The organism is Granulibacter bethesdensis (genome assembly GCF_001889525.1).
GTDB lineage: Bacteria > Pseudomonadota > Alphaproteobacteria > Acetobacterales > Acetobacteraceae > Granulibacter > Granulibacter bethesdensis_C.
Window position 1 is genome coordinate 379,373 of record NZ_CP018192.1, and the last position, 25,199, is coordinate 404,571.

Below are 25,199 nucleotides of genomic sequence, written 5' to 3' on the forward strand. Positions count from 1 at the left end.
CACAGGATCGACAGCAGCGGTTTTTTCCAAGCTACTGCATCAGCACGGCGTGGATCAGATTATCTCCTGACGCAAGCTTGGTTCCGTCCGATGTATAGATGTCGAGATATTTGCCGCTGTTGAGAAGATATCGCGTTGTCGTATCGCTTGTGGGATAGGTACGGGTGATGCCTTCCTGCTGACCGATCAGCGCAATACGATCGTGATTCGGGTCAAAATTGTTAATCGTCAGTGGCCCGGATGCCAGGCTGTTGACCCAGACGGTATCATCTCCTGCGCCCATCACGATGGAAACGGTACCCCCACCGAGAGCCGGTCTGGTGGCTCCAAAACCGATCGAGACAAAATCCCCGGCACTTCCCAGTTGCAGGCTGGCATCCTCGTGACCAAGGAAAATAGCGCTTTTCACGCCGCCCCCGACGAAATTCAGAGTCTGATCCTGGTTAAGACCATCGCCAATCACCCAATGGCGATATGTGCTGTCTCCCGCGGGCTGAAGAGTTGAGGCTTCCGTGCGATAGGAAAGCGTCCCGGCTGATCCCAGAAACACAAGCTGCTGACCGGTTCCTCCCGTCACGGTGTCATTCCCCGTGGACAGAACCGGCACGCTATAACCGCTGCCTCCGACCAGTTTCATGCCGGGACCATTGGCAAAAATGAAACCATCCGCCGATCCTGCGTAAACAGTATCGTTGTTGCTGATGACGACATTGGTATGAAGTGTCTGACCATTCATATCAATGGATGTGTTGCCGGATGGGGATGCAAACCACCACTGGGTTTTTGCCGTGCTGGCAAGCCCGGTATCGTACACTGTCTGATAGTTGTTGGAGAGGGTGACAAATTTTGAATTTGCCATGGAAGGGTCAAAATTCTGGTCGGTGTCACGGGAAATGACTGGATCGGCGATGTCGAAAGTCGCTCCTGAGCCATCAAGGGACTCACCGCCGTAGAAATATGAACCAAGATTCCAGAGAGACATGTTCATCAGGGATGATGAATACGATGAGTGTTCCAAAGCAAGATTTCTGGCCAGATCTACGACAGCGGAATTCAGATCAATTGTAATATGATGCAAGGCCCCCTGATCTTCTCCCCATTTCAGATAATCCCCGCCTGCATCAGAGGAAAGTGCATTCCAGGCAAAATTGGTGCCTGCAAAATAAAGGCGCCCCCATGAAGGTGGGGCACCACGGGAATCTGCCAGTGGAAACTGCAGAAAACCGTTCAAAGTCGGCAGAGTAGCATTATAATTCGGGTTGGACTGACTGTTAAAAGCAATCGTAAACGAATTCAGTCCAAAGGTTGCACCTTGTCCGCGGCCAGTCTGGAAAATCTCTGACAGGCGTTGTTGAGAAGAAAAAGTAATTTGTTTGTCGAAGGTGTAGTTTGATGCCGCATTAAGCGAGGTCGACAAAAACAGATTGCGGCCTCCGGGGGATGTATCGCCCATATTGGCGGAAGAACCGTCCTGCCCATCTATCGTCGTAATACGATACGTCCATTGACCAGGCGAACCATAGACGGACAAAGCCATTGTCGAGGCTTCGTTGGTCCATGTGTAATCAGCGGTCCCCAGAACATTGTCGGCATAAAGTGGGTTTCCAGCGGTATAGATCGAAGGATTCAGAAAACTTTCGGAGTGCCATTGGATGATGTCCCACTGAGAATTCACAGTATAGGGAAGCGCAGGAGGACGCGCATAATATTCTGCTCTGCCATTATCGACAGAGCCAGTATTAAACCTGAAGCGGGGAGAAAGGAGGCTTGGATTATTGAAAGCCGATATTTTGGGCATAAAAAATAAGGCTTTCTTTGAAAGGTAGGAATATTACGGATCAATCATCATTTTGTTGATGATTTTATTATATATATAAACTTATAGTTGAAAAACAACCAATTATTTTTAGAAATTTAAAGAATAGATTCATTTATTTATGAAAAAAATCTTTAAACTATAATTTATAGTATAAAAATGGAAATTTATAGTGTATGAAAATATTATTATGGTTTTTATTGTAAAAATATTTACTAAACTTAATTAAAATATTATTTTTTTGAAGCAGTCGTTAAACTGTCATATAAGCAGTGATATCTATAAAAATTTGTGGACAGTATGAATATTATTGGAATAACAAGAGTATTTAATGAAGATGATATTATTGAATCATTTGTCCGTCATCATTCTATTTTCTTTAATTCCCATATATTCATTGACAATGGAAGTTCAGATCAAACAGTTGATATATTAATAAAATTAAAAAATGAGGGATTTAATATTATTCTTTTTGAAAATAAATCTATTATTTTTCAGGAAATGCAAATCAATACAGAATTTTATAAATTTGCAAATAATATGAGTCCGGATTGGATTATGTATATTGATGCAGATGAATTTATAGACATAAGAAATAGTGAAAATCTGTTTTATGAAACGCTCAAAATTCAGAAAGAAGACATTGAAAGCGTTTTGTTTGAGCTGAACAATTATCAAAATACTTTTGAAGATGATCGTGATGAAATTGCAGTGCCTGTCAGAATTACCCATCGTCTGCCATATGGATCCAATGTCTGGAAAACCGCTGTCAGGGGACAAATCCGGTCAAATGTGGTTATCGAAGCTGGTAATCACGGGGTTATCATAGATGAGCGTTATGCTCGAGATTGCAAAAGCCATCAGGTAAAACTTGCCCATTTCAATAGACGCTCTGTCTGGCAGGAATTAACAAAGATTATTATCGGTCATCTGAAAGCAATCAGTACAGGAAAAGAAGCAAAAGAAAGAAACTGGTCTGCTCATTATAAACCATTTTACGAAAAAATTAAAAACAACCCGTGGGAAATATTTAAAAGTGATTATCTTTTATCGAAAGACAATAAAAATGGACAATATTTTTATGATCCCATGAACTATTTGGGCGGTGATTTGAGATATACGAATAAAACTGACTATGATATGAGAAGTATTATATCAATAATAAATTATTTTGAAAATCTTTCACAAAGCCATGGAGATATCGTTGATCTGTTAAGAGAAAATAATATTGAGAGCATGCATTCTGTCATCAGAAGAATATTTTAATTAAACAGCAGATCATAGCTATTTTTTACTTTCCTGCTGCTGAACAAAAATGGCTTTGTGCATGAAGGAAATCCATACTCGTCGGGTAGCCAGATAATCGGTTCCCAGCAGCATATCGCCCCCTGGTAATGTGATATCGCCGACAGCGATGGGCTGGTTCAGGAATTCCTCCCTACCGACGGTCAGTCTGTCAAAGGCATGGCGATAGATGGAAACTGGATGCATATCCATGCCTGATCCATGATTCAGCACGTCATCCGGGTGGAGGGTTTCTCCAGCCTTATGGGTGCTGGCCAGGGTGATGACGGATATCGAGGCTCCACTATCAAGAATAGCTGTCAGAGAGGTGTTATCAACGTACACCGGCAGTCGAACCAGCGCGTTCCGCCAGTCGGTATGCAGGGGTAAGGCGGCATATTGACCTTTCCATGGCAGAAAAGCACCGCTGCATGCTTCGCTGTCGTAAAGATCCAGCGTGCGATGAGGAATATCGAGCGCAATGTCATATTGGCCCAGTATATCGAGGCCGAGCAGGCCCACTGCCGGAGAGGCAGTACCCTCGATCTCCGGAACACCTGCGACCGCCAGGCTGATATCATGGATGCTGGCCTGACCGAGTTGCAACGTATGCAGCTGAACATTGGCATGGCTGTACAAACCACCGATGCCCTGGATGATGGAGGACTGGGTCGGATCAGGCGCCAGATGCAGTTTCTGAATGGCATTGACGGCAATGACAGTTGCGGCTGCACCCGTATCCACGATCATCGTTGCTGGCTGATCGTCAATGATGACTGGTACGGCGAAAAGATGTCCATACGGGATCAGCGTCAGATGGGCATGGCGCGTCAGTTCGCAACGGGATCCAGCTGAGGCATCGCAGGCGGACAGTAACAAGGGCAGCCACCACCACCCACCACGCCGCATGCCGATAGCTTTCAGCAAGGATCTGATCAGGCTCTGTGCTGTATAACGCAGGGTGTGGCTCCACATGATCAGGGCTGGTCGGGAACAAAACGCCTGACCAGATCAGACAGATGCCCGATTTCCTCCAGCTTCAGCCCTTCTGGCGGGGAGGGGCGATTCTTGCCGCGTGCCACCCGACGCGGTCGGCAGGCCGCTTCGAAGCCAAGCTTGGCGGCTTCTTTCAGCCGTGCTTCCGTTTGCGGTACTTGTCTGATTTCGCCGGACAGGCCGACTTCCCCAAAAAAGACTTCATTGGCGGCAACGGGCTGTTCTGTTGCGGCTGAGATCAGCGCGGCGGCAACGGCCAGGTCGGCGGCTGGTTCAGTGATGCGCAGCCCCCCTGCGATATTCAGATAAACGTCGTTCTGCGCCAATTTCAGTCCACAGCGCGTTTCCAGAACCGCCAGCAGCATGCCCAGCCTTGCACTGTCCCAGCCGACTACAGCCCGACGTGGCGATCCGCCTGCATTGGGAGCCAGCAGGGCCTGCACTTCCAGCAGGACCGGGCGGGAGCCTTCCATCCCTGCGAAAACCGCGCTGCCGGCGATATTACCGCGTCGTTCGGCCAGAAACAGGGCGGATGGGTTGGCGACTTCGGACAGACCCAGATCGGTCATCTCGAACACGCCAATTTCGTCCGTGGCACCAAAGCGGTTTTTGACGCCGCGCAGAATGCGGAACTGATGACCCCGGTCACCTTCGAAATACAGCACGGCATCCACCATGTGCTCCAGCACGCGCGGCCCGGCGATGGCGCCTTCCTTGGTGACGTGACCAACCAGCACCAGCGCGAAGCCGACGCTTTTGGCCAGCCGGATCAGCTCGAAACCGCAGGCACGGACCTGCGCGACTGTGCCGGGGGCGCTGTCCAGACTGTCCAGCCACATGGTCTGGATCGAATCGATCACTACCAGTGCCGCATCACGGGCCGTTTCCAGCGTGGCGGCGATGTCGCGCACATGGCCGCTGGCGGCGAGTTCCAGTGGAGCATCGGCCAGATGCAGGCGGCGCGCCCGCAGGCGTACCTGCTCCACCGCTTCCTCACCGGAGACATAAAGCGCCCTGCCGCCTGCCCGGGCCAGCGCCGCCGCGGCCTGCAACATGAGGGTGGATTTGCCGATGCCGGGATCACCCCCCACCAGAATGACAGAGCCAGGCACCAGACCGCCCCCTAACACACGATCCAGCTCCTCAATCCCGGTTGCAATGCGAGGGGGAGGGGCGGCATCCGCGCCACTGGCGGGCAGGCTGACGAAAGCCAGCCTGCGACCCGGCGTGACCCGCACCGGAGCAGAGGAGGGCGCTTCCTCGACAATGCTGTTCCATTCGCCACAGGCTTCGCAGCGGCCGGCCCATTTGGGATAAACGGCTCCGCAGGCCTGACATACATAGCGGGCGCGATCTTTGACCATCCCCGATCAGAAACAGGTGGATGGCGTCATCGTCAAGCCGCCATTCTGAAAGCTGGAGGTCGGTGCAGGGTCTTGCTATGTCCAGGCTGTGCCCCAGATCCGATCGAATGCCTCCCGTTCTGCCCGCGGTCCGCTCGTTGCCGTCGTCCTGCCGGGCAATGAGCGTTTCCAGCCGTCAGCGGCAGGAGCCATTGCCTTGCTACAGGCTCAGCTGGCCCCGCACGCTTATCATACACGCCCGATTATTTTCGCGACGGAACCAAAGAAAGAGGCAGCTTTTCCCGGCATTCCGTTCTGGCCGATCAGACCTTTGCCTCTGCCCATTCCTCGCTCCGCGCGCTATTTTCAGGCCCTGAAAGCGGCTCTGGCGCAGGCACAGCCCGATCTGATCGAGGTGCATAACAGGCCACGCCTTGCAATTGACCTGGCAAGGCGCTTTCCGGGCTGTCCGGTAAGCCTGTTCCTGCATAACGATCCTATTGCCATGAAAGACGCGCGGACAGTCGAAAAGCGGATCAGGCTCAGCCGGGTACTGGCCGGTGTGACGGTGGTCTCCGCTTTTCTGCGGGATCGCTATACGGGTGGTCACGAGGATATTACCGCCCCGGAGGTTCAGCCCAACTGTCTTGATCTGGCGGCCTTGCCACCTTCTTTGCCGCCGGAGCAGCGGGAGAAGCTGATCCTGTTTGCCGGCAGGCTGGTGGAGGAAAAAGGTGCCGACCGTTTTGTGGCGGCGTGCCGCGCAGTCTTGCCGCAGAGGCCGGGATGGAGGGCAATGATGATCGGCGCGTCACGTCTGCGACCCGGCAAGGATCTTCCCTATGCATGTAGCGTGCGGGCGGAGGCAGAGGCGGCAGGCATCATGGTCGATGGTTATCAGCCGCATGGTGCCGTGCTGGCGGCCATGGCGCGGGCTGCCATTCTGGTTGTACCGAGCATCTGGGAAGAACCGTTCGGTCTGGTGGCGCTGGAGGGTATGGCCTGTGGGGCTGCTGTCCTGTCCAGTAACCGGGGGGGGCTGCCGGAAGTCACGGGCGATGCCGCGATCCTGATCGACCCGGAACAGCCGGAGCAATTTGCGTCTTCTCTCCTGGCTCTGACCAGTGATGACACGCGCCGGGCTGCCGTGTCGGAAGCCGGACGGGTGCAGGCAGCGGGATTTGACGCACCATTGGCCGCGGCCCGGCTGGATGCGTTGCGCCTGAAAACTATCCGCACTTGGGGGCAGCGCTGAGATTGGTCAGCGCGGCCTGATGGCAGGCAGAGCGGCCAGGACCTCTTCCGGCGGCAGCGTGGAAAGATCGTCGCGCTTGATCCAGCGGGCGTCTTTTCCCCATGGCGCGGAAATCACCGGGTCGGTATGCGCGGACATCAGCATCAGGGTTGGGGTGCCAAGGGCAGAGGCAAGGAAAGTCGCACCGGTATCGTTGCCGACAGCTAGGGTGCTGCGTCGCGCTACCGCCGCCAGAGCAGGCAGGGACGTGCGGCCAGCCAGATCGATCAGAGCGGGAAATTGCTGACGGATAGCATGAATGGCATCCCGATCCGCCTCTGTTCCTACCGTGACGGAAGCCAGTCCCTGTTGCTCCAGGGCCTTGGCCAGCGCGGCATAGCCCGGTGCAGGCCAGCGTTTCCAGGGCAGATGTGGAGAGCAGCCGGGAATCAGCAGGGCAAAGCGCGATGGCAGTGCCAGCGCATCAATATTCGCATCCAGCCAGTCCATCGGTGCGGGTGCAGACGGGGGCAATCCGGCGGTGCGGAGCTGTGCCGCCATTTTAGCCCGGTTGGAAAAGGTGCCGATGGAAAAATCCGGATTGGGATGAGACGCTCCCCGTGCCGCACCGATCCATTCTGGCCGCTCGCGATGAGGGATCAGCGCGAAGTAGCGCGCCGTCCGGCTTGAGCACTGTAAATCATACACGCGCTGAAACCGCATCCGGCGGAACCATTGCCGCCGTGATAGCAGGGCATCCAGCCGCCACCATGCCGGGCGCGGATCAAAGACGACGTCATCGAACCATGGAATCAGGCTGGTCAGCCCGCGATAGGCTGGTGCAGTCAGCAAGGTGATCCTGGCGGCGGGATGATGAAGCCGAATGGCATGAAATGCATCCAGCGCCTGCACCAGATCGCCGAACGCACCATGCTTGATGACCAGAATCCGTTCCATCACTGTCGCGGGTGGCTAGACGGTGAATTGCTCGGCGATGATCCGCTCGGACAGGTTGTGATCCGGATCGAACAGGACGGTCAGCGACATGGAGCGATCTTCGCTGACTGTGACGGAGACGACATCCCGTACTTCGCGTGAATCGGCAACCGCGGCCACGGGGCGCTTTTCGGCCTCCAGCACCTCGAACACGACATGGGCATCGCAGGGCAGCAGCGCACCGCGCCAGCGGCGGGGTCGAAACGCGCTGATCGGCGTTAAGGGCAGTAAATTGGCCGACAGCGGCACGATGGGCCCGTGGGCTGACAGATTATAGGCGGTGGAGCCAGCCGGGGTGGAAACCAGCACGCCATCGCAGATCAGCTCCTCCAGACGGACCCGATCATCGACCAGAATGCGGATTTTTGCGGTCTGGCTGCGTTGCCGCAACAGGGAGACTTCATTGATCGCCACAGCTTCCTCTACGGTGCCATCCTGCGTGACGGCCCGCATGCGCAGCGGATGCAGATGGGCCGCATGAGATTTCCGCAGGTGCTCCGGCAGGTGGGAGGCCACCGTCGGGTTCATCAGAAACCCGACCGACCCGCAATTCATGCCGTAAACCGGCAGATCCTTGCCCATGACATGATGGAGTGTCTCCAGCATAAAGCCATCACCGCCCAGTGCTACCACACAGACGGCATCTTCCAGCGGGCAATCCCCATACTGGGCGACCAGCCGGGCGCGGAATTCCTCCGCCAGCAAGGTCGGTGCAGCCATAAAAGCGATCCGCCCGGGGGCTGCCTCGGCTGCACGGCAGCTGAAAGCGGCTTCCGGTATCAGCGGGGCGGAAGGGAGCGGATGGGGACTCAAGCCAGAACCCGATGAGTCAGGACCGGCATGGATTGGCGGACTCGCGCGCTCAGGGCGGTGTCGATCCGCGTGGTGGCCCAACCCGTGCCATCAGACACGCGGGCCACCACCATGCCCCACGGATCGGCGATCATGGAATTGCCATAGGTAAAGCGTGACTCTCCTTTTTCTTCATGCCGGCCATAGGTACCGGATGCGGCCAGCCAGCACTGGGTTTCAATAGCGCGGGCACGGATCAGGGTTTCCCAGTGATCCTTGCCAGTCAGCAGGGTAAAGGCGGCTGGCAGCATGATCAGATCCGCGCCCTGTCGTCGCAAGGCCAGAAACAGTTCTGGAAAACGCACATCATAGCAGATCGCACATCCCACGGTCAGCGGACCAGCGCGATAGGTGACAATCTCCCGTCCTGCGCCATAGGTGGCGCTTTCCAGATATCCCACCCCGTCCGAAGTCTGGACGTCGAACAGATGAATCTTGCGGTAGCGGGCCAGTTCGCGCCCCTCTGGATCAAAGGCGAGTGTGGTGTTGAACAGGCGTTCTTCCGATCCTGCCGGATCACGCTCACCGATGGAGCCGCCATGCAGATAGATGCCATGGCGACGGGCCGTATCACGCAGAAAAGCATAGGCAGGGCCGGTCTCCGCATTGCTGCCGGGGGCCGGCAGATATTCTGCCTGAGCGAATTTATCGGCCCGTTCTCCGCCCAGACAGGCCCACATTTCCGGCAGCACCACCATTTCCGGCCGTTCTGCTGCGACGGCAGCCTCGATCAATGTGGCCGCCTGTGCGATATTCGCAGCCCGATCATGGCCGGGATTCATCTGGATGACGGTGATGCGCATGGGCAGCTTTCTTCCCGGCTCTGTATAAGAGATGCCTTCTATAGCGGCAAACAGTTCAGGCTCACTCCCGGTCGAAGCGCGGCTCTGATCTGCTGAAACGGGTTGCCCCGTCCCGTGGCCGGCTGTTCTGGCGGGGTGTCCGCATATCATCCGCCCGTCGCCTGGACTCTCCACGCATCTGGCCATGCATCTGGGGCAGGTCATTCTCATAGCTGGGCGTGTCATAGGCCGATGGAGGAGGAAAATACTCCGCTTCCTGTGGGGCTGGCGGAATTGGCGGACGCGTGTATGCAGGGCGATCCTGCTCCTTTCGGGTCACGGGAGGAGACAGATAGTTCAGCGCCATGTCGTCATATTGTCCGCGTATCGGCTCGGGCAGGCGCAGGGTCAGAGCACGAATTTCCCCCTGTATCTCGTCCAGCCGGGCTTCCAGATTATCCAGTCGGCTTTTGACGCCGAAAACGCTGAACGGCATCAGCAGAAAAACCAGCATATACAACAGCGCCGGGACCAGAACCGCGAAGGTCAGCCAGGGAGGAGCCCAGTCGGGCAGGGAGAAAGGTATCGTCATGCGGTTGAATGTATCTGGAAATCAACCGTCTTTGCACCTCGTTTCAGAGGAACCGACAGGTTTTTACGCTCTTGATGAGTGCCGCGCCGGTTACTGGTGGGTCAGTTTCTCTACAAGCTGACGCAATTCATCGGGAAGCGGCTCTTCCAGAACACTGGCCAGACTGCCCTTGAGAGAGCGGCTGACCCATAGATCAAGGACATCCTGAGCCATTTTCGGTTTCCTGACACCACCCGAGGGGCGGGCAGTGCCTCCTTGCTGTAAAGGGTAGTGCGCCATCATAGGGTGATAAGTGCTGCCGATACAGTCGGTTGCACCCGACACTTTATTTCCTTGGCACGTTACATCAATCACATGATTAACCCGCCGAGGATGACAGATGCTTCATTTTCCGGGGGGCTGATAGGGTGTTGAGGGGTTTTCCGGTTTGATGCCGGCCCCCTGCAGGATGAAATGCATCAGGCTGCGGGCAAGGCATACACGATGTTGCAGGGCGATGTCCTTGATACGCATATTACCCTCAGTATGCCGAGACATCGCCCCTGTCGTGACCCATCGCCGCATGATGTCGAAGCGCGGATACAGCGCGACACCATCCGGCACGGCGGCCTGCTCCAGCGCGTCCTCGTAAAGGGCAGGATCGGCATAGGTGTTCAGCAGGTGGCTGTAGGGCAGGTCAATCAGCACAATATCGGTATTGGCAGACAACAGACGACTAACCCCGTCCTTCAGCGCATCATAATAGGCTGAAGGCGGCATATTCCGTTCCGCTTCCACAGTGCCGCTCTGCCACAGTGCAAGATCGTAATGGGCATCCTTCAGGATACTGGGTAGCCGGTCAGCGGTCGTCTGTGCCTGTTCGCCGCGTGCGCCTTGCGGGCTGAGAAAAATCGTAACCTGCGGCAGGGCCTGTTTCAACATGACCGCCGTCAGCCATGGGACGGCAGGCATGGCCTTGCCGGTCCGGCTGGCTGGTGTCCCCCATGGTCCCAGCGTGACGATACGAAGAAGATGGCCGGTCTGTATGGCCTGCCGCACATGGGCAAGTTCATCCGGATATTCTGCCCCGGCATCCGGGGGGCATTCGGCCGGTCCAGAGGGCAACAGGGCCACATCCTGCGGGGTGATTTCCACTATGGTGGCCGGAAGACCTGCCCCGTGCGGAGCATCGTTCCCGCCCAGAGCAAGGGGCATCGTGAAGAGCAGACTGCTACCGGTGGCCAGCAGCAGCACTGTCCAGCGTGCGGCCGGGAAGGAGAGAGAGAAAGCCTGTTTCATCACCGGATTCCTTCAGCTTCCTGCGCGGGTTTGGCAGCCTGGGCATTGCGGGTGGAGCGATTGCGGCTTTTGGCCTGATACCAGGCGGCGACCATCGCAATTCCCGCCAGAATCAGGGTGCCGGAGGCATTGACCCAGATCTGACGCCACAGGCCGCTTTCCTGCTCCATCAGCAGGCGCCCCATGAAAGACAGGAAAATACCGCTACAGAAGACCGGCAGGGAATGCTGCCCTGCCAGAATGAACGGTGCGGCGATCCCTCCCCGCAGCCAGTTGGCCGAGGCCGGAATCAGACGCGCCGCCAGCCATGCCATAGCGAGAATGGAGGCGAGGCGCAGCGGATGCAGGCTTTCCTTGTCAATGGAGAAGAGCAGATGTGGCAGCGTGGCAGAAAGATCGTGGACCGTATCCGGCCAACGGGAAAGAATTTGCAGGCCTAACCCCAGAATCAGCATGATGGCAGCCAGCGCATCAAGGCCGATTTGAAGGCTCCGCTGCCGGGGATGCGGAATAGTGGAGGGCGCATAGGCGACGATTGCGCCAATCATGAACAGCACCTGCCATGCCAGCGGATTGAAATACCACCCCCCACCGGTCCAGTTCGGCAGGATCAACCCATCAAGGCGGGTGGCAGCATACAGCGTCAGAGACAACCCGCCCAGCAGCCAGGGTCGTCTCAGAAGAGGCATCAGAACTGAAAAAGCCAGTAGTAGAACCACATAGACCGGCAGGATATTCATGTAGGCAGGCTGATAGTGCAGCAGCAGCACATGCAGCAGCGCCCCGTAAGGGTCTGCCCCCAGCACATCCAGATTGATCTCATCCAGATAATCGGTACGGTCCATGAACTGGGCGGCATAGGTGACCTGCGCCGCGAAGACCACGAACAGGAAGATATGGGCGATATAAAGCGTCCAGGCCCGCCGGGCGCACTCGGCGGCGGCATAAAGCCAGCCGCTGCGATCCATTGCCTTTCCGTACGCCAGTCCGGCTCCGTATCCGGCCAGCATGACAAAGACTTCCATCGCGTCGGACAGAGCGATGTTTTTCAACGTCAACTCGCCCAGCACATTGCCTGGCATGTGATCGACAAAGATCATCCAGAGTGCCACCCCCCGGAAAAAGTCGATCCTGAGGTCACGATTGAAGCGGATCAGATCCATGGCGGTGTCTTGTTCCACATGGCGGGGGCCTCAGAAATGTTGGCCCATCCGTGTCAGGCGGGCCGCCAGTTCATCCGGCGGCCCAACCACTGACGAAGCTGTAGCAACGCTTCCGTGGTGGGAATGGTGGCCAGTGTATTGCTGGTGGCGGCCCCATGGGCCAGCAGGCTGATGGCTCTGGTATCTGCGAAAGTGGCCAGATCGGTCGCTGTGACGGCCTCCCCGGAGGCCCTACGCCACAAGGCAATCGTTGCTGCCGGGGAAAGATGAGGCAGAACCAGCGTAAAGCTGAGGCGTGATGCCGCCATGGCGGCATTCAACGCGAGCAGCAAGGCCGGGCTCGAAACTCCCCTGACACCGTATTGCGCCAGAATTTCGCCGCATCGTGGAATACCTGCCAGAGCCGGATCGCGTTCTGGCGCGCCATCCTCGGTCACGCAGTCGAGCGTAAAAAGAGGCTGCGCGACATTGCTCAGGGCTGGTAGAGACTTATGGATCGCCGGCCCACGTAACAGAATGGCATCCACTGAACCATTGGCCAGAACCGAACTGGCGGCTGCTGTATCCGTGATGCCCAGCACCGGCACGGGGTCAAGACCGAGCAGATCCAGCGCAAGCACAACCGGCATTTCCGGCCCGACAGAACCGGAAACGGCAATACGGGGGCGGCTGCCGGATTTCAGCGAGAAACTGTCGCGCCGGCAGAGGACAACACCGGATACCGTTCCAGCCATAACCGGAACCCAGCGTGATGCATCGAAGTGAACCCGTGTATCGCCGGCAAGCCATGCGAGGGCGGCGGCACCGGGTGCCAGCAGAGCGGTCTGCCCATCCGGTGCGGTGCGGGCTTCAAATTGATTGGCGCCCGTTACGCCATCGGCTGCGCCTTGAAACACAATGGCGGGTCGTGTCGATCCGTTCAGATGCCCGCCAAGAGCATCCGCGACAGCATGCGCCAGCGGGGCCAGTGCACCGTTTTCGGTTCCGGCAACCAGAATGGCCTGAGGATTTGAAAGCGTGCCCTGGGCACGGCCATAGCGGGGAATGGCGAGCACAGACCCCGGAATCGCCCCCATAGCGGCGCAGGAAAAAAGCTTGATCAGGAAGGAGCGGCGGGCCTGCTCGGTCAGCAGGGAGTCAGGAGATCCTTCCCTGTTTCTGATGCCTGACAATAACGGCTGATTGGTCTGTGGCACAGGGTTCCCCTACCTTCATGCCTGAGGTGGAGGAGGGCCGGCCCAGCCCGGTCTCCTCACGGCCCGAAGTATTTGCCTTAACCGAGTTGGGTGGTGACAGCAAACGCTCCGGGGAACGCGAAAGATATTTTTATCCGTTTTCAGGCGAAAACACGGCGCATATGCCATGAATTTGCCTGAAATCGGGATATAAATGACACATCATCAGAAAGTGGGATCAGTCCTGATAATCAACCAGCGTTTCGCATGGAACGTTCAGCCGCTCGCGGCCTTTCAGGAAACTGAGTTCGATGATGGTGGCGGCAGCGGCGACGTCAGCGCCGATTTTGTGTAGCAGGTCGATGCCGGCAGCGAGTGTCCCGCCTGTTGCCAGCAGATCATCCACAATGACTACGCGCTGTCCCGGCTTGATCGCACCTTCCTGAATTTCCAGACGGTCGGTACCATATTCCAGCGCGTAATCCAGACCGATGGTCTTGCCCGGGAGTTTGCCGCGTTTGCGCAGCATGACGAAGCCGCAACCCAGTTTCAGCGCCAACGGGGCGGCCAGCAGGAAGCCACGGCTTTCAACCCCGGCCAGTATATCAGGATGATGAACGCGCACTCGGTTGGCGAGTCGGCCCATGGTGACCTGCCAGGCATCGGCATCTGCCAGCAGGGTGGAGATGTCGTGGAACAGAATGCCGGGCTTTGGAAAGTCCGGAATATCCCGAATATACTTCTTGAGATCCATGCGCGCGGGTCCTGCTTTCGTCCAAAATTTTACCTGCCCGGACGGTCGCATGGCGCGGATGCGCCTCTCTAGCGGTAACCACGGGCGCGCTTCTATAGCGGTAACTGTCAGGCGTTTAAATGCAGGATGTGATCCTGTCAGACCAGTTATTGCTCTCCGATCAGTCGGCAATGAACAGGAATGGTCTGCCCGTTCTGTCTGGGCAGCGGACCCTCGTGGCTGGGGCAGTCGAGAAGATTGTCGGGGCCTGCTCGTCTGGCCGAATAGACGTTGATCAAAATCCTGGCAGAGTCCGGCATGATCTTGTCGAGATCTTTCTGCCTGAAGCCGCTTCGGGAAATGGTAGTGCGCCCGCCAGTTGCAGGGAGGGTCGTTTTTTCCTGACCCAGAGCAATTTCCCCTTCCGTGGCTTCTTTTTGAGTCGCTGGGGTGGGGAGGCCATCATAAAAGACGGCAACGGTGATAACTTCATGGCGCTTGAGCAGCATTTGCCGCGCCAATGGCGAAAGGGTGACATCAACCGCAAAGGGAACAAGAGGCTCAGGGCCCTTTGCATTGGCCAAGCTACCGGCCATCAGGCACAGCAACGTCATAGCTTTGATGGGATATATTATCATAGGAGAAGCCCGAACCATGTGATGGGGTTCATCAGACATGCGGGAAAGAAAATCGGCTGGTCGGAGTGAGAGGATTCGAACCTCCGGCCCCTGCGTCCCGAACACAGTGCTCTACCAGGCTGAGCTACACTCCGGCCGAGGCCGGGCGTATAACCAACCTCCTGTGATCATGCAAGATGCCTGAGCATAAAAGGTGATCGTAAATCTCTCTTGTCCTGCCCCTTTCTGGATGTCGTTGCTATGCGAGTTTAAAGACAAGCCTCCGCTATGGGCATTCACATGCGGCGGTGGATATCACGGCGAACAAGGGAGGCACCATCACTGGCCCTGACCAGTGATGGTGCTGCCATTGAGATCAATGATGGTTCAGGTTGGCTCGCAGGTCTGGTATCCACTTTGATACATCCCCGGCATGCTGGCACATCTTGGGTACAAAATGTACTGTTTCATCATAGATGTAACCGTAATCATCAAGAATGCTCAGCCGGAGTAGATCCTTGCGGGGAATAGCTATGCCTGAGCAGTTAGCTGCTGCTGCGCGGTTGGAGAGAACACGCATTTCTACTGATCGAGCATGTCCCCAGGACGCCCCCGTGATAAGTGGAACGATTATGAAAGCCGACGCTACAGAAGGCGCAAATTGTCCGGGAAGGCAGTCCAATGCATATATTGCGATGCCGATAAAGAAAGGCACCAACATAGGTGCTTCGTGAAAATCGTCAAATGCCCATGCGACTCCCAGGTTTTCTCTGCCAACGGTAAATTCTGCCGTCCACAATAACGGTATTACGGTTAATACAGCACCAAGGCGTTTTTCTATTGTGTTAAAGCTCAGGGAAAGGGTGAATAGAAACGCCCAGATTATAAGTGAGATTGCTCCTGCAATGAGGGCAAACGACTCATTTTGATTTCCAAATCCACCCCCGATCATTTTGGTGAAATAAATCAGGTGTTCAAAAATGCTGGTAACCTTTTCTGATTTTGTAATATGTATATTAGGCACAAGCATAGTCAGCCATACAGCAACAAGAAAAAGAATGGCATGTAACAAGCCAATCAACAGGCCCTTGCGTATTTCTTTGGAGCGTAGCGAGATCATGATAAAATGTGCGCCACTTGCAAGCCACAGAGCGCCGCCCTGAGCTTCAGATCCTGTTGCAAGCAGGCATATAATGAAAATGGCAGGGTAGGCGCGGAAACCATAGCGTTCGATCAATAGAAGCGAGCATGCCAGCATAGCTAGATCTAGATACCACCATATCTGGAAGCTCCATAGCAGGTAGCTTGTCTGTGATGGATTGAGAAGTGGCAGGGTAACGGTCAGAATGGTCAGGAATGGATAGGTCTTTATGATGGTTGATTGACGAAGTGCAAACCAAAGCATGATACCACTCGACAGCAGAAGAATAGCATTTTCATAAATAAGGGCTTTCATCCAAATTCCAGTCGCTTTCAAAGTTGCTAAAGCGACAAATAGATGAAAAGCAATGAGATGTTCGTTGCTGCGGGCCTTGATAAGATCAATTATGGTTCCATTTTCATTAGAAAAGAAATTTATATATCGCAGAAAACCATAAGAATCATTTGATGGCCATATCGGCCCATAATGATAAACCCATGCAAATAAAATAATTCCGGTGATAGAAAAAGAACTTAAAAATATTATTTTATGGAATTTATTTTCTATTTGATTCATTTTCTATGCCTTCCTAATTCTAAAAAAGTCATAAACGGCCTGAAGGACCATTTTCTTTTTCTGGAAGTTGTTTCAATGCTTCTAGCAAAGTGGTCACATCTGGCACGACCTCATATAATCGCTGGCAACTGGCATCGGCGAAGCCGTCTTCTATGGCGGTGTCCAGCACCTTAATCAGGGCATCGGCCCAGCCATCAATGTTACAGATCAGGATCGGCTTATCGTGGAGGCCCAGCTGCCTCCAGGTCACGATCTCGAACGTCTCATCGAATGTACCGAGGCCGCCGGGCATGGTGACGAACGCATCCGCCAGATCGAACATGTGGCGCTTGCGTGTATGCATGCTGTCAGTCACGATCATGTCCATGACCTTTTCATGCATGACCTCCTTCTGACGCAGGAAGTCGGGGATCACGCCCGTCACTCTGCCGCCTTCTGCCAGCACGCCATTCGTGACGGCCCCCATCAGACCGATCTTGCCGCCGCCATAAATCAGCGTGATCCCGGCCTTGGCCAGTCCACGTCCCAGCGCCAGGGAGGCTTCGTACCAGACCGGACGATTGCCAGTGCGGGAGCCGCAGAAAACGGCGACCGCTTTCGCAGTGGGGTACGGAGTGGCGGTAAGAGGAAGCCCGTTCATTCCGGCGTCTTTCAAGAGTGGCTCCTGTATTGCGCGATGCCCAAAAGGAATAAATCGAAGGATCAATCAGGCCCCGAATTGCCGCAAGAGCAGCAGGGTGAGCAGCAGGGCGCACAGAAGCACCAGCGCTGCCATGCCTGGTCCGGCAAGTTTTGGTGTTCTGGTGGCGGCGGGCAGGCGTTTTTTACCGCTGATGAACTGCCGTAGCGGGCTTTCCCCGGAGATACGCCCGGCGATCAGGAGCAGGAGCAGATGCAGCGCAAACAGTGCACCAAGCACCATCAAGGCAACACTATGCGCAAAAGCGGCGTTGGCCGCTGCCTCCGACGGGAGCAGATGGAAAAAAGGATCCGATGGTGAGGCACATAATCCCGTCAGGCAGGCCCCTGACAGGGCTAGCAATATCACCAATATGAGCCATCCCCCTGCAGCACCATGGCCGAAATCGGGGCGTGTGGCCTGACCGGGTCGCGGAGCTGTGAGGCGGGTTGTTGTGTGGCGTTTTGCATCCCGCTTTTCCACCCCGCTCAGTGGCGCGACGAGGAATGCACTGAATCGGGAGGTCTCGCTTCCCGCGAATCCCCAGCCAAGACGGAACAGCAGAAGAAGAAGCAGCGTCTCTGCGGTCCAGCGGTGAATATCAGGCCAGCCCTCGACCCAGCTCAATGCCAGCAAGGCCGCCAGCAGGGTGGAGGCCCCATGAAACAGGCGCAGAGGCGCATCCCAAACCCGCATCGATAACCGAATGCCACTCGCCGATTTCATGCTCTATCCGTTTGTTCAAGCCGATTATTCAGGGTCGAAGCCGCGGCACCTTGACGCAAGGCAGCGCATCACGCGATCCCCTTTTGCGACAAGTTGACCGTTTTGTGGAGGCCAGCACCGCATGGCAATCGCGGCATCCCAACCGCCGGGCCTGCTTCAGACGATACCGGGTGGTCCGGTGCCCTATGCGCTGGTTCTGGCGGCCCTGATACCATGGTTGTTGAGGCGGGGGGCAGCATGGTCCGGCCTGAACGGTCTGGCGACGATCAGGGGTGGTGCCGCCATGCTGGCGGGCTGGCTGCTGTTGGCACCCGTACCGGCGCCTTCTCATGCAGGTGGCAAAGCGGTTTCATTATTCGAGTCGCTGCTGCTGTTGGCGGTTGTGTCTACTCTGCTGTTGCCATGGCGATTACCCTCCTTTCTGTCCCGTGCTGTGACCGCTGTCAGTGCAGGGAAAAGCGGGGTGCCGCTTATTTCCTGTGTGCTTCTCCTGCTGGCAGCAGGCTGGTGGCTGACCCGCGTGACCGGGATTCCTGTGGGTATCCCCAGATGGGTGACGTTTGCATTGGCTGGTACTGGCGCCGTTCTGTTGCTTGACCGCTCCATGCGTCAGAGGACAGCGGGGCTGGTAACGGCAGCGTCCTGTCTGGCTCTGACGCTGGACGCATGTCATGTGACAAGCCCGGTGGGGCTGCGATGGTCCGGTCTGGCATGGGTCGTGGCGGCGGCCGCGCTTGGAACATGGTTCGGCGGGGGAGGGGAGCGGCCTGCCGTCGTCAAACGCCCGGCTACGGGCAAAAAAACGTCGGGCGCTTCTCATCGCACCGGGAAAAAAATCGTGCCGACCAAACAGCCTGCCTTGTCCCTTGGGGCGGATCGGGCGGAGCAGGCCGATCATCCTCTGCTGCCGCTTCAATATGCCGCGGCGACACTGATACTGGCCGTGGCGCTGGTCGCCCTGCATCCGGGCGGGGCATCTGTTTCTTCGCTTTCCCGAGCCGGATATGCAACTGGGCTGATCTGGTTGCCTCCCTGGATAGGCCTGTCCTTATACAGCCGTTTCCAGCGGAGAGGACGGCTGCTGAAGCCGGAGCCGGTTGCAGCCACCATAGCTGTCCTGCTGACTGCGTTGGCAACCTATTCAGCTGCAGCCCTGACCGGATTGCGATAGGCCGGAGCAAGGTGAAACCTCTCTCGCTTGCCCCTCTATTCAGAAGGTTTCATAACCGCATGTTCCATCCCCAAAGGGAAGTCTGCCCAGATGTCCATGGTTCAATCTGTCAAAATGGTCCTTGCCCCTCCGCATCCGGCGGCGCGGCCATTCCTGATCGGCGGTGTGGGTGTCGCGCTGGTCGGACTATTTCTGTCTCATTGGATTGTCTGGCTGGGTGTGGCCTTCACCCTGTTCTGCCTGTTCTTCTTTCGCGATCCGGAGCGTGTGCCACCGGGCCGGACGGGGCTGGCGCTGGCACCGGCCGATGGTCATGTCGTATCCGTGGCCCCCGCCGTTCCTCCGCCTGAGCTTGGACTGGGGGATACGCCGCGCTGGCGGGTGGCGACCTTCCTGTCTGTGCTGGATGTGCATGTAAACCGTATGCCGGTGGATGGGACGGTCACGAAAATCGCCTATCGACCCGGCAAATTTCTCAATGCGAGCCTCGACAAGGCCAGTGAGGATAATGAGCGCAATGCGCTGGCGATCCGCATGCCGGATGGGCGCAAAGTGGCGGTGGTGCAGATTGCGGGGCTGATTGCCCGCCGTATCCTGTGCGATGCGCGGGAGGGCGATATGGTGAATGCCGGAGCACGTTTCGGCATCATCCGCTTCGGCAGCCGTACGGATCTGTATCTGCCTGAGGGCGTATTACCGCTGGTCACGGAAGGCCAGACCATGATCGGGGGCGAGACCGTGATCGCCGATCTGACGCCATGAGCGGCGACGAAACACCAGCGACCCCGCATGGAGACGCACCAAGGCATCCGCGTTTTGCCAAATCGCTTGGCATGCGCCGCCGCCGTCGGTTGCGTCGTCGCCCGCGTTTCGCGGGGCCTTCTTTCAACCGGATCATTCCCAATCTGCTGACCCTGCTCGGGTTGTGTGCCGGGTTGACCTCGATGCGGCTGGCGCTGGAGGGGCGGTTCGGATGGGCGGCGGTGGCCATCTGTGTCGCTGCCTGTATTGATGGTCTGGATGGCAGGTTGGCCCGGCTGCTGCGGGCCACCACGCGCTTTGGGGCTGAATTCGACAGCCTGTCCGACTTTCTGTGCTTCGGGGTGGCTCCGTCTTTCGTGATGTATCTGTGGTCGTTACGCCCGGTTCATGGATTCGGCTTTGTGCCGTGCCTGATGTTTGCGGTCTGCATGGCTCTCCGTCTGGCACGGTTTAATGCTGCGCTGGATGAGCCGAAGGACTCCAGCGTCAGCAAACCGGCCTATGTGCAGAATTTCTTCACCGGTGTGCCGGCTCCGATGGGGGCTGCACTCGTGTTGTTCCCGCTGTTCATCGGGCTGGAAGCGCGGGAAATGGAGTGGCCGGCCCTGCTGGCATTGTCTCATTCCCCGTTGTTCTGCGCCCTGATCCTGATCGGCACGGCGTTGCTGCTGGTGTCTACGCTGCCGGTCTGGAGTTTCAAGAACTTCAAGGTGCCGTCGCAGTATGTGCTGCCGCTTTTGCTCGGCCTGACGGTCTATATTGCTTTCCTTGTGGCGGATCCATGGGCTGCACTGGCCGCGTTTGGAGTGCTCTATGCCGCCATGCTGCCCTTCAGCGCCCGCAGCTTCCGACGTTTACAGAACGAGGCGCTGCTGGAGGATCAGGAGGTGACGGAGGCGGACGGGCAGGGGAACGGCGTCAGCGATTCAGGCAGATAAAGCGGATGGTGGGGGCAGCCATCGGCTGACAGGCGCAGGACATGGGGCACGATTCCCGCATCACGCAGCAGGCGCATGACGGCAGGCCCACGTGACTGGAGCGGTTTCAGCTTTGGCCGACCATAAGCGAGAACGACCAGATCGGCTTCATCGGCCATGCGCAGCAAGGCTTCATCATTGCCGGGCCCGACAGGATCATTGACCGCGGCCAGTTGAAGCTGATCGGTCGCACGATAACCGAATGTATTGCCCACCAGCAGCGTTCCATATCCCCAGCGCCGGGCATAGCGGCCGCATTTGGCGACACTCGGGTCATCATGGGTGGGAATGGCGGTGGAGGGGTTCATCATAATGAACATGACCGCAGGTGCAGCCTTGTCCCAGCACCGTCGCAATTCGTAACGATAGCAATTGCCGGGGCCATCAAAAACAGCATTGCCGATGGTGCCGGATGGCAGGGGCAGCAAACGTTTCCCGCCTGGATCATGCTCCGGCAGGGAAGAAGAGGCTGGAAGACGGCGAGCGGTGATAGTCATGGCCCTGTTCTGCCATGCAAAGCGGCCGTAAAAAAGGGGGCTGTGCGCCCCCCTTTACCGTTATGTTTTATTTTACATTTTTACTGATATAATCTTTGAGATTACCAAGACCGGCCTTGATCATCGAGGTCATGGCACTGACGGCGGCGGCATCGTTCAGATTATCCGGCGGCTCATTGCCGGTATCGCCACGGTAGAAGCGGCCATCCCAGGTGATTTTCGATCCGTTGCCATCCGGCGTGACCGTCAGCTTCACGTTATAGGAGCTGACCGGCAGAGCGGTAACATCGTCATCGACGCGCCGCCAGCCGATCTGTTTGGCATTCTCGTCAATGAAATCCAGACCTTCGACAATCTTTTTGCCGGATTTCAGGGTCAGGGTGCGCTCCTGCCCCTGATCCTTGTCGTTTTTGAAAGTGACTGCGGTGAACTGGGAATCCCATTTACCGACTCCACCGAAGTCCTTGACGATCGCCCACACCTTGTCAGGCGGGGCCGACACGGTGACGGATTCGTCCACCTTTTGCGGCGTGGGGCCGTGCGCATGCGTGGTGAGGGGCGAAATCAGGGAAACGCCGAGAATCGCGCCCATAAAAAGCCGTCTTTTCATCGAATAACCCTCTTGCGAAGCATGTGAGCAACACGGCTGTACGCAAGCTCGAAGAGCCCGCAAACCTCATGAAGAGGGTTGTTATTGAAAAGCAGAATAAATCGGTGTTTTTTCTATTATTTTATGCATATTATGCAATTATGTGTTCTTATTTATAACTTGTTAAAAACACTATATGCTTGATTTAGACAATAAGTCCTTAATTGAATTTTGCCTCTAGGAAGTCGACGAAACCCGTTCATACGATCCGCCCAACGAAACGGGAGGAGACGAAAAGTCGATGCGCAAATCCAAAACAGGACTGCTCGCGTCTGCATCGCTCTGTGCGGTGTTGGGCGTTGCCGCTGGCGCTACGTCCGCCATGGCCGAGGACAAGCTGATCGAGCTGTCCAAGAGCAACGAAAACTGGCTGATGCCGGGCCGTACGTATGAGGCCCAGAACTACAGCCCGCTGAAGCAGATTACCACGAAGAACGTGAAGGATCTGAAAGTCGCGTGGACTTTCTCTGATGGCGTTCTGAACGGCCATGAAGGTGCGCCGCTGATCGTCAACAATACGATGTATGTCACGGGTCCGTTCCCCAACCGCACTTTTGCGCTGGGTCTGGACAATCCTGGCCGCATCATCTGGGAAAACAACCCGAAGCAGAGCGCCAATGCCCGTTCTGTAGCATGTTGTGACGTTGTCAATCGTGGCATGGCTTACTGGCCGGGTGACAGCAAGACCCCTGCTCTGATCTTCAAGAACCTGCTCGATGGTCGCCTGACGGCGATGAACGCCAAAACCGGCGATGTCGTTTGGCAGATGGAAAATGGCGATATCAAGGTGGGTCAGACCGAGACCCAGGCTCCTTATGTCGTGAAAGATCTCGTGATCACGGGTAGCTCCGGCGCTGAGTTGGGTGTTCGTGGTTACATCACCGCCTATGATGTGCACACCGGTGCGCAGAAATGGCGCGCTTATGAAACTGGACCGGACTCTGATCTACTGCTGGCGAAGGATTTCAACATCCACAACCCGCAATACGGTCAATTCGGCCTCGGCACAGAGACCTGGCAGGAAGAAACCTGGAAGATCGGTGGCGGCACAAACTGGGGCTGGTATGCATATGACCCCGGCACCAACCTGATCTACTACGGCAGCGGCAACCCGGCTCCGTGGAACGCGACGATGCGCCCGGGTGACAACAAGTGGACGATGACCATCTTCGGTCGCGATGTTGACACCGGTGAAGCCAAGTTCGGCTATCAGAAGACCCCGCACGATGAGTGGGATTATGCCGGCGTCAACGTGATGATGCTGTCCGAACAGAAGGATAAGGACGGTAAGCTGCGCAAGCTTCTGACCCATCCTGACCGTAACGGTATTGTCTACACCCTCGACCGTACAAACGGCGATCTGGTTTCCGCCAACAAGATCGACGACACCGTCAACTGGGTGAAGCATGTCGATCTGAAGACCGGTATCCCGGTTCGCGATCCTGAATACGCGACCTATATGGATCACAAGGGTCGTGACATCTGCCCGTCCGCGATGGGCTATCACAACCAGGGCTTCGACAGCTATTCTCCGGAAAAGCAGCAGTTCTTCCTGGGCGTGAACCATATTTGCATGGACTGGGAACCGTTCATGCTGCCGTATCGCGCTGGTCAGTTCTTCGTCGGTGCGACGCTGAACATGTATCCGGGTCCGAAGGGTAATCGTCAGACCTACGAAGGTCTGGGTCAGATCAAGTCCTACAACGCGATCACCGGTCAGTTCAAATGGCAGAAGATGGAACGCTTCGCTGTTTGGGGCGGCACGATGGCTACGGCCGGCAACCTGGTATTCTATGGAACGCTTGATGGTTTCATTAAGGCTCGTAATCAGGATACCGGTGAGCTGCTGTGGAAGTTCAAGCTGCCGTCCGGCGTGATCGGTTACCCGATCACCTATGAACACAAGGGCACGCAGTATGTCGCCATCTACTACGGTGTTGGTGGCTGGCCCGGTGTTGGTATGGTGTTCGACCTGAACGATCCGTCTGCCGGTCTCGGTGCGGTTGGCGCCTTCAAGGAACTGGCACACTATACCCAGCAGGGTGGTGGCGTGTTCGTGTTCTCCCTGGGTGGCAAAGGCCCGTATGACGATCCGAAGGTTGGCGAGTACGCCAACTAATCGGGTTCGCCTGTGAAGAAAGACCCGCCATGATATTCTTCGTGGCGGGTCTCACAGCTTCAGCAATCGAATGGTTTTACGATGCGCTATCGTCCTATGAACAACCGGCGTCGCTACGTTGCGGCAGCAGCTTTTGGTGCATTGTTTGCAATGTCTGCCACAGCGCGGCCCGCATGGTCTGATACGACTGGAAGCGCGTCTTCCGGCCAGGATACGCAGAAGACCTTGCGCATCTGTGCCTCTACCAAACAGGCTCCGTTCTCCGAACCTGGAGCAACAGGTATTGAGAACAAGATTATGACTGCGGTTGCGGAGGCAATGGGCCGCAAACCGGTTTTTGTCTGGACTGATCGGCCTGCTATTTATGCTGTGCGTGACCAGCTTTACAAAAATACCTGCGATGTGGTTGCGGGCCTGGATGAAGGCGATGATCGTGTTCTGACGACGAAGCCCTATTATCGGTCCAGCTATGTTTTTATCACTCGTGAGGATGGTAAGGCGCAGCCCAAGGACTGGAAGGATCCAGCGTTCGAGCATATCTCCAAAATTGCCGTTGCGTTTGGCTCGCCCGGCGAGCTGATGCTGCGTCAGATCGGTAAATACGAAGATAATCTCAGCTATCAGCAGTCTTTGGTTGGTTTTAAATCTCCTAGAAACCAGTATATTCAGGTTCCATCCGACAAAATCGTTTCCGAGGTTGCATCCGGTCATGCTGATCTCGGAGTTGCGTTTGATCCGGAGGTAGCACGCTACGTCAAGGCGTCTCCGGTAAAGCTGCGCGTGACTGTCATTCCCGATAATGCCACTCGCTCTGATGGCCAGAAAGTGCCGATGCATTATAGCGAGGTCATGGGCGTGCGCCGGGATGATGCGGCGTTGCAGGCAGAGCTCGATGGTGCTCTGGAAAAGGCGAAGCCACAGATCGCCAATATTCTCAAGGACGAGAATATTCAGACTCTCGCGCCTAATTCCTGAGAACTCTTAAAGACCGATAGCTGTGTAATATCGAGACGCACAGCCGAGAAGAAATGGAACGAACCC

Annotated in this window: 25 protein-coding genes and 1 tRNA gene; 7 read left to right on the forward strand and 19 right to left on the reverse strand. The window is 56.2% G+C overall.

Going from position 1 to position 25,199, the window contains the following annotated elements; all coding sequences use genetic code 11:
- Window positions 1-31: 31 nt before the first annotated feature.
- Window positions 32-1,798: a hypothetical protein gene (locus GbCGDNIH6_RS01720; protein WP_072562634.1), complete on the reverse strand. Its 1,767-nt coding sequence runs from the start codon at window positions 1,796-1,798 to the stop codon at window positions 32-34.
- Between the two features lie 318 nt (window positions 1,799-2,116).
- Here GbCGDNIH6_RS01720 and GbCGDNIH6_RS01725 point away from each other — a divergent pair, with 318 nt between their 5' ends.
- Complete coding sequence (locus GbCGDNIH6_RS01725; protein WP_072562635.1) at window positions 2,117-3,082, forward strand: glycosyltransferase family 2 protein; 966 nt, start codon at window positions 2,117-2,119, stop codon at window positions 3,080-3,082.
- Window positions 3,083-3,100: 18 nt separating this feature from the next.
- Here GbCGDNIH6_RS01725 and GbCGDNIH6_RS01730 read toward each other — a convergent pair whose 3' ends face one another.
- Both GbCGDNIH6_RS01730 and radA read right to left on the reverse strand, forming a co-directional pair.
- Window positions 3,101-4,075, reverse strand: coding sequence for a retroviral-like aspartic protease family protein (locus tag GbCGDNIH6_RS01730; protein WP_072562636.1), 975 nt, complete (start codon window positions 4,073-4,075; stop codon window positions 3,101-3,103).
- Between the two features lie 2 nt (window positions 4,076-4,077).
- Window positions 4,078-5,460, reverse strand: coding sequence for a DNA repair protein RadA (gene radA / locus GbCGDNIH6_RS01735; protein WP_072562637.1), 1,383 nt, complete (start codon window positions 5,458-5,460; stop codon window positions 4,078-4,080).
- 88 nt (window positions 5,461-5,548) lie between these two features.
- Between radA and GbCGDNIH6_RS01740 the strand changes: the two genes are divergently transcribed.
- Window positions 5,549-6,694, forward strand: a complete 1,146-nt coding sequence (locus GbCGDNIH6_RS01740) for a glycosyltransferase family 4 protein (RefSeq protein ID WP_081369910.1) — start codon at window positions 5,549-5,551, stop codon at window positions 6,692-6,694.
- 6 nt (window positions 6,695-6,700) lie between these two features.
- Here the strand turns inward: GbCGDNIH6_RS01740 and GbCGDNIH6_RS01745 are convergent, their stop codons facing one another.
- From GbCGDNIH6_RS01745 to GbCGDNIH6_RS01805, 14 genes are all read right to left on the reverse strand, one after another.
- Window positions 6,701-7,630 (reverse strand): glycosyltransferase family 9 protein, encoded by a 930-nt coding sequence (locus tag GbCGDNIH6_RS01745; RefSeq protein WP_072562638.1) that lies wholly within the window; start codon window positions 7,628-7,630, stop codon window positions 6,701-6,703.
- A gap of 15 nt (window positions 7,631-7,645) precedes the next feature.
- Window positions 7,646-8,449 (reverse strand): NAD kinase, encoded by an 804-nt coding sequence (locus GbCGDNIH6_RS01750; RefSeq protein WP_269765630.1) that lies wholly within the window; start codon window positions 8,447-8,449, stop codon window positions 7,646-7,648.
- Window positions 8,450-8,478: 29 nt separating this feature from the next.
- Window positions 8,479-9,324: a carbon-nitrogen hydrolase family protein gene (locus GbCGDNIH6_RS01755; protein ID WP_072562639.1), complete on the reverse strand. Its 846-nt coding sequence runs from the start codon at window positions 9,322-9,324 to the stop codon at window positions 8,479-8,481.
- A 61-nt stretch (window positions 9,325-9,385) separates the two neighbouring features.
- The gene (locus tag GbCGDNIH6_RS01760; RefSeq protein ID WP_072562640.1) at window positions 9,386-9,895 is read right to left on the reverse strand and encodes a hypothetical protein; all 510 of its coding nucleotides are present in this window, start codon (window positions 9,893-9,895) and stop codon (window positions 9,386-9,388) included.
- A 90-nt stretch (window positions 9,896-9,985) separates the two neighbouring features.
- Window positions 9,986-10,108 (reverse strand): hypothetical protein, encoded by a 123-nt coding sequence (locus tag GbCGDNIH6_RS12665; protein WP_257786266.1) that lies wholly within the window; start codon window positions 10,106-10,108, stop codon window positions 9,986-9,988.
- Between the two features lie 171 nt (window positions 10,109-10,279).
- The gene (locus GbCGDNIH6_RS01765; RefSeq protein WP_072562641.1) at window positions 10,280-11,173 is read right to left on the reverse strand and encodes a hypothetical protein; all 894 of its coding nucleotides are present in this window, start codon (window positions 11,171-11,173) and stop codon (window positions 10,280-10,282) included.
- Entirely contained in the window at window positions 11,173-12,354 is a 1,182-nt protein-coding gene (locus GbCGDNIH6_RS01770) for an OpgC domain-containing protein (protein ID WP_157692291.1), read from the reverse strand. Before GbCGDNIH6_RS01770 ends, GbCGDNIH6_RS01765 begins: the two co-directional genes overlap by 1 nt.
- 35 nt (window positions 12,355-12,389) lie before the next feature.
- Entirely contained in the window at window positions 12,390-13,532 is a 1,143-nt protein-coding gene (locus GbCGDNIH6_RS01775; protein ID WP_072562643.1) for a hypothetical protein, read from the reverse strand.
- Window positions 13,533-13,749: 217 nt separating this feature from the next.
- The gene (locus GbCGDNIH6_RS01780; protein WP_011631044.1) at window positions 13,750-14,265 is read right to left on the reverse strand and encodes an adenine phosphoribosyltransferase; all 516 of its coding nucleotides are present in this window, start codon (window positions 14,263-14,265) and stop codon (window positions 13,750-13,752) included.
- Between the two features lie 146 nt (window positions 14,266-14,411).
- Window positions 14,412-14,840 carry a hypothetical protein gene (locus GbCGDNIH6_RS12305; RefSeq protein ID WP_157692292.1) on the reverse strand — a complete coding sequence of 143 codons (429 nt, stop codon included), beginning with the start codon at window positions 14,838-14,840 and terminating at the stop codon, window positions 14,412-14,414.
- A 99-nt stretch (window positions 14,841-14,939) separates the two neighbouring features.
- A tRNA-Pro gene (locus GbCGDNIH6_RS01790) sits at window positions 14,940-15,016 on the reverse strand.
- A 221-nt stretch (window positions 15,017-15,237) separates the two neighbouring features.
- Window positions 15,238-16,578 carry a hypothetical protein gene (locus GbCGDNIH6_RS01795; protein ID WP_072562645.1) on the reverse strand — a complete coding sequence of 447 codons (1,341 nt, stop codon included), beginning with the start codon at window positions 16,576-16,578 and terminating at the stop codon, window positions 15,238-15,240.
- A gap of 28 nt (window positions 16,579-16,606) precedes the next feature.
- Entirely contained in the window at window positions 16,607-17,218 is a 612-nt protein-coding gene (locus tag GbCGDNIH6_RS01800; RefSeq protein WP_072562646.1) for an LOG family protein, read from the reverse strand.
- Window positions 17,219-17,284: 66 nt separating this feature from the next.
- Complete coding sequence (locus tag GbCGDNIH6_RS01805) at window positions 17,285-17,983, reverse strand: cytochrome b/b6 domain-containing protein (protein WP_081369911.1); 699 nt, start codon at window positions 17,981-17,983, stop codon at window positions 17,285-17,287.
- 121 nt (window positions 17,984-18,104) lie between these two features.
- Between GbCGDNIH6_RS01805 and GbCGDNIH6_RS01810 the strand changes: the two genes are divergently transcribed.
- From GbCGDNIH6_RS01810 to GbCGDNIH6_RS01820, 3 genes are all read left to right on the forward strand, one after another.
- Complete coding sequence (locus tag GbCGDNIH6_RS01810) at window positions 18,105-19,154, forward strand: hypothetical protein (RefSeq protein ID WP_072562648.1); 1,050 nt, start codon at window positions 18,105-18,107, stop codon at window positions 19,152-19,154.
- A 66-nt stretch (window positions 19,155-19,220) separates the two neighbouring features.
- On the forward strand, window positions 19,221-19,916 hold the full coding sequence (locus GbCGDNIH6_RS01815) for a phosphatidylserine decarboxylase (protein ID WP_269765631.1): 696 nt from the start codon (window positions 19,221-19,223) through the stop codon (window positions 19,914-19,916).
- Complete coding sequence (locus GbCGDNIH6_RS01820) at window positions 19,913-20,854, forward strand: CDP-alcohol phosphatidyltransferase family protein (RefSeq protein ID WP_408874825.1); 942 nt, start codon at window positions 19,913-19,915, stop codon at window positions 20,852-20,854. The genes GbCGDNIH6_RS01815 and GbCGDNIH6_RS01820 overlap by 4 nt, the downstream gene beginning before the upstream one ends.
- Here the strand turns inward: GbCGDNIH6_RS01820 and GbCGDNIH6_RS01825 are convergent.
- Together GbCGDNIH6_RS01825 and GbCGDNIH6_RS01830 are read right to left on the reverse strand one after the other, a co-directional pair.
- A complete protein-coding gene (locus GbCGDNIH6_RS01825) occupies window positions 20,797-21,390 on the reverse strand; it encodes a DUF1643 domain-containing protein (protein ID WP_072562650.1) in 594 nt (197 codons plus the stop codon). The genes GbCGDNIH6_RS01820 and GbCGDNIH6_RS01825 overlap by 58 nt on opposite strands.
- Before the next feature lie 67 nt (window positions 21,391-21,457).
- Complete coding sequence (locus GbCGDNIH6_RS01830; RefSeq protein WP_072562651.1) at window positions 21,458-22,000, reverse strand: SRPBCC family protein; 543 nt, start codon at window positions 21,998-22,000, stop codon at window positions 21,458-21,460.
- Window positions 22,001-22,280: 280 nt separating this feature from the next.
- On the opposite strand from GbCGDNIH6_RS01830, the gene GbCGDNIH6_RS01835 reads away from it, so the two are divergent.
- Entirely contained in the window at window positions 22,281-24,158 is a 1,878-nt protein-coding gene (locus GbCGDNIH6_RS01835) for a methanol/ethanol family PQQ-dependent dehydrogenase (protein ID WP_025285909.1), read from the forward strand.
- 81 nt (window positions 24,159-24,239) lie between these two features.
- Complete coding sequence (gene moxJ, locus GbCGDNIH6_RS01840) at window positions 24,240-25,133, forward strand: methanol oxidation system protein MoxJ (protein ID WP_072562652.1); 894 nt, start codon at window positions 24,240-24,242, stop codon at window positions 25,131-25,133.
- The last annotated feature ends 66 nt before the right edge of the window (window positions 25,134-25,199 follow it).

Excerpts from the sequence above, each read along its gene's own strand:
- GbCGDNIH6_RS01720 (WP_072562634.1), bottom strand. The coding sequence starts at position 1,798 with ATGCCCAAAATATCGGCTTTCAATAATCCAAGCCTCCTTTCTCCCCGC.
- GbCGDNIH6_RS01725 (WP_072562635.1), top strand. The coding sequence starts at position 2,117 with ATGAATATTATTGGAATAACAAGAGTATTTAATGAAGATGATATTATT.
- GbCGDNIH6_RS01730 (WP_072562636.1), bottom strand. The coding sequence starts at position 4,075 with ATGTGGAGCCACACCCTGCGTTATACAGCACAGAGCCTGATCAGATCC.
- radA (WP_072562637.1), bottom strand. The coding sequence starts at position 5,460 with ATGGTCAAAGATCGCGCCCGCTATGTATGTCAGGCCTGCGGAGCCGTT.
- GbCGDNIH6_RS01745 (WP_072562638.1), bottom strand. The coding sequence starts at position 7,630 with ATGGAACGGATTCTGGTCATCAAGCATGGTGCGTTCGGCGATCTGGTG.
- GbCGDNIH6_RS01755 (WP_072562639.1), bottom strand. The coding sequence starts at position 9,324 with ATGCGCATCACCGTCATCCAGATGAATCCCGGCCATGATCGGGCTGCG.
- GbCGDNIH6_RS01760 (WP_072562640.1), bottom strand. The coding sequence starts at position 9,895 with ATGACGATACCTTTCTCCCTGCCCGACTGGGCTCCTCCCTGGCTGACC.
- GbCGDNIH6_RS12665 (WP_257786266.1), bottom strand. The coding sequence starts at position 10,108 with ATGGCTCAGGATGTCCTTGATCTATGGGTCAGCCGCTCTCTCAAGGGC.
- GbCGDNIH6_RS01765 (WP_072562641.1), bottom strand. The coding sequence starts at position 11,173 with ATGAAACAGGCTTTCTCTCTCTCCTTCCCGGCCGCACGCTGGACAGTG.
- GbCGDNIH6_RS01780 (WP_011631044.1), bottom strand. The coding sequence starts at position 14,265 with ATGGATCTCAAGAAGTATATTCGGGATATTCCGGACTTTCCAAAGCCC.
- GbCGDNIH6_RS12305 (WP_157692292.1), bottom strand. The coding sequence starts at position 14,840 with ATGGCCGGTAGCTTGGCCAATGCAAAGGGCCCTGAGCCTCTTGTTCCC.
- GbCGDNIH6_RS01795 (WP_072562645.1), bottom strand. The coding sequence starts at position 16,578 with ATGAATCAAATAGAAAATAAATTCCATAAAATAATATTTTTAAGTTCT.
- GbCGDNIH6_RS01800 (WP_072562646.1), bottom strand. The coding sequence starts at position 17,218 with ATGAACGGGCTTCCTCTTACCGCCACTCCGTACCCCACTGCGAAAGCG.
- GbCGDNIH6_RS01805 (WP_081369911.1), bottom strand. The coding sequence starts at position 17,983 with ATGAAATCGGCGAGTGGCATTCGGTTATCGATGCGGGTTTGGGATGCG.
- GbCGDNIH6_RS01810 (WP_072562648.1), top strand. The coding sequence starts at position 18,105 with ATGGCAATCGCGGCATCCCAACCGCCGGGCCTGCTTCAGACGATACCG.
- GbCGDNIH6_RS01820 (WP_408874825.1), top strand. The coding sequence starts at position 19,913 with ATGAGCGGCGACGAAACACCAGCGACCCCGCATGGAGACGCACCAAGG.
- GbCGDNIH6_RS01825 (WP_072562650.1), bottom strand. The coding sequence starts at position 21,390 with ATGACTATCACCGCTCGCCGTCTTCCAGCCTCTTCTTCCCTGCCGGAG.
- GbCGDNIH6_RS01830 (WP_072562651.1), bottom strand. The coding sequence starts at position 22,000 with ATGAAAAGACGGCTTTTTATGGGCGCGATTCTCGGCGTTTCCCTGATT.
- GbCGDNIH6_RS01835 (WP_025285909.1), top strand. The coding sequence starts at position 22,281 with ATGCGCAAATCCAAAACAGGACTGCTCGCGTCTGCATCGCTCTGTGCG.
- moxJ (WP_072562652.1), top strand. The coding sequence starts at position 24,240 with ATGCGCTATCGTCCTATGAACAACCGGCGTCGCTACGTTGCGGCAGCA.